This is a genomic window from Streptomyces sp. NPDC005574 (assembly GCF_040605435.1).
Lineage (GTDB): Bacteria > Actinomycetota > Actinomycetes > Streptomycetales > Streptomycetaceae > Streptomyces.
The window spans coordinates 1-7,518 of record NZ_JBEXCW010000178.1 but is presented as its reverse complement, the minus strand read 5'-3'; the positions used below and the strand labels follow the sequence as shown (position 1 = coordinate 7,518).

Below are 7,518 nucleotides of genomic sequence, written 5' to 3'. Positions count from 1 at the left end.
GGCCGAGCTCGCCCCCATTCTGATCCGCCTTCAGGCGCGCCGGATCGTGCACCGCGACCTCAAACCGGCGAACATCCTGGTCCTCAGCGCGGCGGGCCGAAGGCTGTGGGCCGGAGTCAGCCCCGTGAGACTGCGGGTTCGGGCGCCGCAGCGGGCTCGGGCGCGCTTTCGCTGAGGCCGAACCGGCTGTGGAACCTGCGCAGGAAGCCGGGCGCGTACCAGGCCGAGCCGCCGAGCAGGCGCATCGCGGCCGGGACGAGGACACCGCGGATGGCGACGGCGTCGATGAGGATGGCCAGCCCGCTGCCCAGGCCGAACATCTGCATGAAGCTGAGCTTGGCCGTACCGAAGGCGAAGAAGCTCACCGCGAGCAGGCAGGCGGCGGCGGTGACGATGCGCCCGGTGTGCCCGAGGCCGTTGGTGACGGCGGACTCGGTGTCCTCGCCCTGGTCGTGGAGTTCCTTGATCCGGCTGGTGACGAACACCTCGTAGTCCATCGACAGACCGAAGACGATGCAGAACATCAGTACGGTCATCGACATCTCCATCGGCTGCGCCGTGAAGCCGAGCAGGGAGGAGAGATGACCCTCCTGGAAGATCCAGGTCATGATGCCGAGCGTCGCCACCAGGGTGATCGCGTTCAGGGCCAGGGCGCGCAGCGGCTGCACGATACTGCCGGTGAACAGGAAGAGCAGGATGAACGTGGTCAGGACGACCAGGCCGATGGCGAGCGGGATTTGGCCGCTGATGGAGTGCTTGGCGTCGACCAGGTCGGCGTCGATGCCGCCCACCAGCGGGTGGGTGCCGGGGGGCGGGGTGAGCGCCCGTACGTCGCCGACCAGGCTCTGTGCCGCGTCGGACTTCGGCGTCAAGGAGCTGACGACGCTGATCCGTTGGCCGTCCGGGCGGCTGAGGTTGGCGCTACCGGGACCGGCCGCCGATTCCTGCCCGCGGGTGTACGTGCCGGTGCTGGTCTCGACCCGTACCACGCCCTTGAGCTGGGACAGTTGATCGGCGTACTTACCCAACGGGGCTTCGTCCACGTTCTGGCCGGCGTTGTGGCCGATGACGATCTGGAGGGCGGCGTTGTCGTTGCCGTTGAAGTTGTTCTGGAGCGTCGCGGAGACCTGGCGGCTCTCGGCGTCCTTGGGCAGCACGCGTTCGTCCGGGGTGCCGAAGGTGATGCCGAGCAGCGGGCTCGCCGCCACCAGCAGGACCGCGAGGACGGGCAGCGCGGTGAGCGCGGGCCGCCGCATGACGGTACGCGCCAGCCGCGCCCATATGGAGACGCGCGTGGTGGCGTTCGCGGTTTTCGCCCAGGGCATCCGCCCCTTGTTGACCCGGTGCCCCAGGACGACGAGCAGCGGCGGCATGACGAACAGCGCGCTGACGGCCGCGATGGCGACGACGCCGACTCCGGCGAAGCCGAACGAGCGCAGGAAGTACTGCGGGAAGACGAGAAGCGCCGCGAGTGCGGCGGCCACGGTGGAGGCGGAGAACGCGACGGTGCGGCCGGCGGTGTGCACCGTCTGGCGGACGGCGTCCTCCACGCTCGCGCCGGTCGTGAGCTGTTCCCTGAACCGGCTGATCATCAACAGGCCGTAGTCGATGCCCAGTCCCAGGCCGAGGGCCGTGGTGAGGTTGGTCGCCGTGTTCGAGACGCTGGTGACGTCGGCGAGCAGGGACAGTTCGGCGAACGAGCCCAGGATGGCGATGACGGCGATGGCCAGCGGCAGCAGCGCGGCGACCACGCTGCCGAAGACGAAGAGCAGCAGTATGAGGGTCAGCGGGATCGCGATCAGCTCGGCCAGTTCAAGATCCTCGACCACCTGCGTCGACATGTCGTTGCCGACGGCGGCCACCCCGCCGGCCCGTACCGTGAGGGCTTTGTTGTACGTGCCGTCGTAGTCGTCGAGCAGGTTCGTGGCGTTCTTCTGCTGCTGGGTCGGGTCGCCCTTGACGTGGGCGAGGACCATGGCCTCGCGGCCGTCCTTGGACAGGAGTTGGGCGCTGCCCGTGTCCCAGTACGAGACGACGTTCGCGAGCGTCTTCTCCTTCTTCAGGCTCGCGACCAGTGCCTTGCCGTTCTGCTCGGCAGACGGGGTGTCGACCCGGCCGTCGCCGGCGCGGACCAGCAGCACGAGGTTGGTCTCGCCGCCGAATTTCTTGTCGATGAGATCGCGTGCCCGGGTGGACTGGGAAGCCGGGTCATCGAAACCGCCGCCCAGCAGCTTGGTGAAGGCGCCGCTACCGAGGGCACCCATGAGAGCTGTCGCCACGACGGCGACGATGAGTACCAGCCGGGCCCGGCGGATCGCCAGCTCGGCTATGCGTTCGAACACGCGGAATCTCCTATGCAATCAATGTGTCTGTGGGGACGCGACGACGCTAGGGGAGGCCACGGGGAAGTTGGCAGTGCGAGATTTACCTGACAGTGCTCGGTTTATGTTCAGGTGTCAGAGGTGCACCGTAGGGTGGGCGCATGCCCGTACCCGAACGACCGAAGACCGCCGTCCCGCCGGCTTTGTCCGCGCCGTCTGCTCCCTCCGCCCCGGCCGCCCGATCCGCCTCGTCTGCTCCGCCCACGCTGCGGGAGCGGCGGCGGGCCACAGCGGTGCGGGAGATCCTGGACGCCGCCGAACTGCACATCACCGAGCACGGTCCTGAGGGGTTGTCACTGCGGGCCGTCGCGCGCAGCCTCGGCATGACCGTGCAGGCGCTCTACCACTACTTCCCCAACCGGCATGCCCTCGTCACGATGCTCGTCACCAAGGGGTACGAGGACCTGTTCGCCGCCGTCCAGGCCGCCGTCGACTCGACGGCCGGCTCGGCTGCGGGCGCCGGGGGCACTGCGGCGGACTCGGTGGCGGACCTGCCGTTCGTGTCGCGTCTGCTGGAGGCGGCCGAGGGCTACCGGGGCTGGGCCATCGCCCACCCCGAGCGGTTCAAGCTCCTGTTCGGGACACCGCTGCGGGGCTACGCGGCCCCGGCGGACGGCGCCTCCACCATTGCCGCCCGCCGGATGGGCACGATCTTCCAGAACGAACTCTTCGGCGGCTTCAGCCCGGAGCAACTCGCGGCGGCCGACATCCCTTCGCTGTCGCCCCAGTTCCGGACCCACCTGGACCATCTGCCCCCGGACGGGCCGGGACTCCTCCCGCCGCCCGCGATCACCCTGCTCATGGAGGCGTGGGGACGCATGCACGGCATGGTCCTCCTTGAGGTGTTCGGACACACCTCGTTCCTCGGAGACCACCAGGCCGAGATCTTCCACCTCGCGATGCGCAACATGCTCGCGGACATCCACCGGCGAATCCCGGGGAGCGCGGGCGCTCTTGAAGCCGGGGCGGTGTGAGTTGCGTGCAGACGTGACGCGCGTCCAGGCGGTGGCGTCACAAGCGCCGCTCGTGCGGCAACGGCCCGCGCTTTCGCAACTGGGCGAGGGCCGAAGTCCGTCTCCTGGCAGTCGCCAGACCGGCAGCACCGGGTGGGCCGGCCGCCGCTGAGCGGACGAGGCGTGCTTCGGGCGACATGGCCGCGCCGGACGGCCGCGGCTGCGGAGGGGACCCGCCCTTCAGCGCCACGTCGGAGCAAGGCGCTGTGCTCGGCTCAGGTTGGTGATGAGCTCGTCGCGCGTTTGGTGTGCCAGCGCGGTCCAGGCGGGTTGACCGGGGGCCGTGCGCCACGAGGCGCTCAATGGACTGTTGTTGACGGTATCGAAGCCGAACTGGTCGTAGAGCCGGGTCACGAGGTCGGCGGCGTCGGGGAAGTTGCTAGAGGTCGGAAGTGCCAGCCGGTCGGGGGCGCCCGCGGGGCGGCCGGCGGTGGTAATGCGGTGGGCTTGGATATGGGTGAATGCCTGGACGACCCGGGAGGCGGGCAGGTGCTCCTGGCGCAGCTCGAGTACGGTCGTCTCACCGGAGTCGATGCGGGGGAAATGACCGTCGCGCCAGATCATGTAGTTGTTCGTATCCAATACGATCTTGCCGGCGAGGGCGTCGGCCGGCAGGTTGTTGACCGTTTTCAACGGGACGGCCACGACGGCGAAATCTCCGGCGGCTGCAGCGTCCGCAGCGCGGGCGGCCCGCGCGGACGGGCCGAGTTCCGCGACCAATTGCTGCAGGGTTTCCGGTCCGCGCGAGTTGGCAATCACGACGCTGTAGCCGTGGGCCAGGGCCGCCCGGGCAATCTGGCTGCCAACCTCGCCGGCGCCGATGATCCCGATGGTGGGCATGGGTCCGCCTCTCAGATCTGGTTTAGGCCGCCGTCGACGTACAGGCTCGAACCGGTGATGCAGCTTCTCTGCTCGGATGCCAGGAAGGCCAGGCCACGGCAGCGCCCAGGCCTTGGTCGCCGCGTACACGCCGAGCTCCGCATCGCCGCGGTCCCCGTTCGTCAGCGGCAGGGCCTTATGGACGGTGAATAGCAGGCCACGGACGTTGATGCCGAACAGGGTGCCGAAGTGCTCCTCGGTGACCTGCCCAGCAGAGCGAGCGCGGCGGCGGCAGCCGCAACCGGGCCGGGGGGCATGGATGTGCTGCGATCGGTCGACCAGCTGGAGGCCGCGGCAGGAGTTCGGGCTGTTCAGGCGGCCGGCCGCACCAGGCCCGATTCGTAGGCGAAGACCACCGCCTGGACACGGGCGCGGGCTCCGATCTTGGCGAGGATGTTGCTGACGTGGGCCTTGACGGTGGTCGTGGCGATGGACAGCCACGCAGCGATCTCGGCGTTGGACCAGCCGGAGGCGACGGCGGTGAGCACGACACGCTCCCGCTCGGTGAGCGTGCCGATCCCGACTTTCCGCTCGGCAGGGAGCGCGGGTTGCACCTGTCGGACGGTGTGGATGAGAGCGCGGGTCAGGCCAGGGGTGATAACGGCGTCTCCGGCGGCCACGACACGTATGGCCGCGGTCAGTTCGCCGGGGGTGGCGTCGTGGAGAAGGAATCCACCGGCACCGGCGCGCAAGGCGGTGTAGGCGCGCTGCTCGTGGCTGGCGGGGGTCAGGATCAGCACGCGTGGGCCGTTCCCTTGCGTTCTGGAAAGTTCGGGGGTCCGGGGGAGGGCGGGACGCCGTGTGATGCGGCGGATGGTCTCGGCGTCGTCCGAGTGGGAAATGTGGCTGTCCATCACCACGACGTCGGGGCACAGTGCGGCGCTCATGCGGACCGCCTCGGGCCCACTCGATGCCTCGCCGGCGACAGTCAGGCCGGGCTCCTCCGCCAGGAGCATGCGCAGTCCGCGGCGCTGCAAGGACTGCGCATTGACAATGAGTACGGAGGTCATGGGGCGTTCTCCCAATGGGAAGCGGACTATCGGCCGGGCTGTGATCGCTGCGAGTGGGCGTGCTCAGTCATCGCCCACCCACTCTGAACGAAACGGTTTCGTGACATCTTCGATCGCTGCTTGCTATCGAAATCGGCAGGCGGAATCAAGCCGCGGCCGCGTTCACCTGATTAGCGATAATGATGTCTAGGTCGGTGGCGGTGAGGCCGAAGGCGTCAGCTGTTTTTGAGGCGTCCATGAGGAACGGCGAGTACCACTGATAGTCCATTTCGGCCATTTCGCGGGCTGACGGCACGAAAATCCCAGCTGTGCGCATTGCCGCGCGTGGCAACGGGATCAGCTTGACCGGGGGCCGACCTGCAGCAGTGGCGTAGCGCCGCGCCAGTTCACGGATGCTGATGGCCGGTGGCGACGGTACATGCCACGCCTGACCCCACGCACGCTCATCATTTCCAAGGACTATGAGGGCCTGAGCCATGTCTCCGTTGAAGGTGAAGGTATGTGGTGCGTCTAGATCGGCAGGCACCCAGGCTGCTTGGCCCGTCTTCATCGCCGGCTCAATGATTATGGAATACAGGCCATTCGAGTCCCTGCCGATATAGTCGGACCCGCGAACCTCCACAGTGCGGATTCCTGCGTTAAGGGCCTGCTCCCACAGTCGTTTCCGGAGACGGCCTTTAGGCCCAGTGGCGGCCATGGGGGTGTATTCATTCATCATACCGCCAGGCTGCGGGCCGTAGGCGTACATGCTGCCAGTAATTGCCAGCACGGCCCCGTTTGCTTTCGCGGCTGTGATGACCGCATTCTGTATGGGCGGCAACAGCCGTTCCCACATTGCGTAGGAAGGCGGATTTGCACAGTGATAGATTACATGTGCGCCGCGAGACAGTTCGGTCAAGCGGCCCGGGTCGGAAGCATCTGCGGCGACCCGTTCGACCTGCGGATACTCCGGGCCCGAGCCGCTGCGCGTGACAATGCGGACGCTTTCACCGCGGTCGGCGAGCAGGCGGGCGACATTCGTGCCGATAGAACCGGCGCCGATAACGACATGCATGGCCATGCTGGGCTCTTTCATATAGATAGGCGTCCCGAGTTCGTTAAAGACTCAGAACAAAGTTCACCGATGGCAGCTGTGGAACTAATCGGCCTGAACTTGGGCCGCAGGGCAGACCCCGGATAGGCGGTTCTTCACGTTGTCGTATGCTGCCGCCTGTCAGTGAGCTAAGGGCTCTTATCAATCTCGTCGTCCGTCTTCGTACTTGGTCACCGGTGGTGTGGCACGAGTCGTGACGCTAGCCGGGTCTCGCTGCGATTTGGCAGCGATAAATTTTTCGAACACTGTCAGGTGATCGGTGCTGGCCGTTGTCCGGTCATGCTGATGGATGTGAGGGTGGAGCACGTTGAGGGGTGGGCGCAGGAACTGGCTGCCCTGACGGGCAGGTTGGGGCGTCTGTTCGCCCGGCCGGAGCCGCGGGAGGTGTTCGCCGATCTGATCGCGGGGCTGCTGTCTGACCTGGGCTGGACGATGGCAGGGCGAGCCGGGCATGCCCCCCACCGGATCCACAGGTTTCTGGGCGAGGCGTCCTGGAGCGTGGACGGACTGCTGGCCGAGGTGCGGGCTTACGCGGCACGGGAGTTGGGGATCCGAGCGCGACGCTGGTACTGGGCTCTGGCACAGATCTTGGGGTGCGGTCGCGGAGTGTCATTGCGGCGTTCGATTGCAAGAGCCCGGATTTGCGCGAGACGGCGTACGCCTTCCCGTCTTGCAGCAGAGAGTGACGCTCCGTCAGGTCTGTGCTGGGGTGACCGCCGGCCTCACCCTGCACTGGAGCAAGAAGATCAAGAGGCAGCTCTACGGCCGTGCCAGATTCGAATTGCTCCGCAAGCTGATCCTGCTCCAATAGCGTCACGCCCAGACGCTGCAGCCAACCCTGGTCACGTCAGCGAGTGGAGGGCTGAGAAGATCACCGCGAGGCCACAGATTCCGTCGAGACCGCGAAGGATAGAATGTCGGAGACACCGCCCATAGACCGGGCCGAGGAGCGACTCCAACATGAGCTAATACTGCAACGGTGCCTACGGTGACTGCTGGCCAGGTTCGTCGTTGGTGTGGTTATGGGTGGGGACCTTGCTGATGTGACGTGTGTGGGCGAGTGAACTGGATGCTGTGCACGGGCGGTTCGTGCACCGGTTCAACCGGTCCGAGCCGCGGGAGTCGGCGCTGGCCTATATGCG

At 67.1% G+C, this 7,518-nt stretch carries 6 protein-coding genes and 2 pseudogenes; 3 read left to right on the top strand and 5 right to left on the bottom strand.

The window, feature by feature from the left end; translation table 11 throughout:
- Positions 1–116 precede the first annotated feature (116 nt).
- Complete coding sequence (locus ABZT03_RS42135; protein ID WP_356049348.1) at positions 117–2,342, bottom strand: MMPL family transporter; 2,226 nt, start codon at positions 2,340–2,342, stop codon at positions 117–119.
- Between the two features lie 140 nt (positions 2,343–2,482).
- On the opposite strand from ABZT03_RS42135, the gene ABZT03_RS42130 reads away from it, so the two are divergent.
- Positions 2,483–3,355: a TetR/AcrR family transcriptional regulator gene (locus ABZT03_RS42130; protein WP_356049347.1), complete on the top strand. Its 873-nt coding sequence runs from the start codon at positions 2,483–2,485 to the stop codon at positions 3,353–3,355.
- Positions 3,356–3,574: 219 nt separating this feature from the next.
- Here the strand turns inward: ABZT03_RS42130 and ABZT03_RS42125 are convergent, their stop codons facing one another.
- The 4 genes and pseudogenes from ABZT03_RS42125 to ABZT03_RS42110 form a co-directional block, all read right to left on the bottom strand.
- Entirely contained in the window at positions 3,575–4,234 is a 660-nt protein-coding gene (locus ABZT03_RS42125; RefSeq protein WP_356049346.1) for an NAD(P)-binding domain-containing protein, read from the bottom strand.
- An 11-nt stretch (positions 4,235–4,245) separates the two neighbouring features.
- Positions 4,246–4,480: pseudogene (locus ABZT03_RS42120) on the bottom strand (short-chain dehydrogenase); the annotation flags it as partial.
- Between the two features lie 104 nt (positions 4,481–4,584).
- Complete coding sequence (locus ABZT03_RS42115) at positions 4,585–5,283, bottom strand: response regulator transcription factor (RefSeq protein ID WP_356049345.1); 699 nt, start codon at positions 5,281–5,283, stop codon at positions 4,585–4,587.
- A gap of 145 nt (positions 5,284–5,428) precedes the next feature.
- Positions 5,429–6,343, bottom strand: a complete 915-nt coding sequence (locus ABZT03_RS42110) for an NAD-dependent epimerase/dehydratase family protein (protein ID WP_356049344.1) — start codon at positions 6,341–6,343, stop codon at positions 5,429–5,431.
- Between the two features lie 703 nt (positions 6,344–7,046).
- On the opposite strand from ABZT03_RS42110, the gene ABZT03_RS42105 reads away from it, so the two are divergent.
- The gene (locus ABZT03_RS42105) at positions 7,047–7,187 is read left to right on the top strand and encodes a hypothetical protein (RefSeq protein WP_356049342.1); all 141 of its coding nucleotides are present in this window, start codon (positions 7,047–7,049) and stop codon (positions 7,185–7,187) included.
- 211 nt (positions 7,188–7,398) lie between these two features.
- Positions 7,399–7,518 (top strand): annotated as a pseudogene (locus tag ABZT03_RS42100) (IS701 family transposase); the annotation flags it as partial.

What these genes read in the sequence shown, in the direction of transcription:
- ABZT03_RS42130 (WP_356049347.1), top strand. Translation starts at nt 2,483, where the DNA reads ATGCCCGTACCCGAACGACCGAAGACCGCCGTCCCGCCGGCTTTGTCC.
- ABZT03_RS42125 (WP_356049346.1), bottom strand. Translation starts at nt 4,234, where the DNA reads ATGCCCACCATCGGGATCATCGGCGCCGGCGAGGTTGGCAGCCAGATT.
- ABZT03_RS42115 (WP_356049345.1), bottom strand. Translation starts at nt 5,283, where the DNA reads ATGACCTCCGTACTCATTGTCAATGCGCAGTCCTTGCAGCGCCGCGGA.
- ABZT03_RS42110 (WP_356049344.1), bottom strand. Translation starts at nt 6,343, where the DNA reads ATGGCCATGCATGTCGTTATCGGCGCCGGTTCTATCGGCACGAATGTC.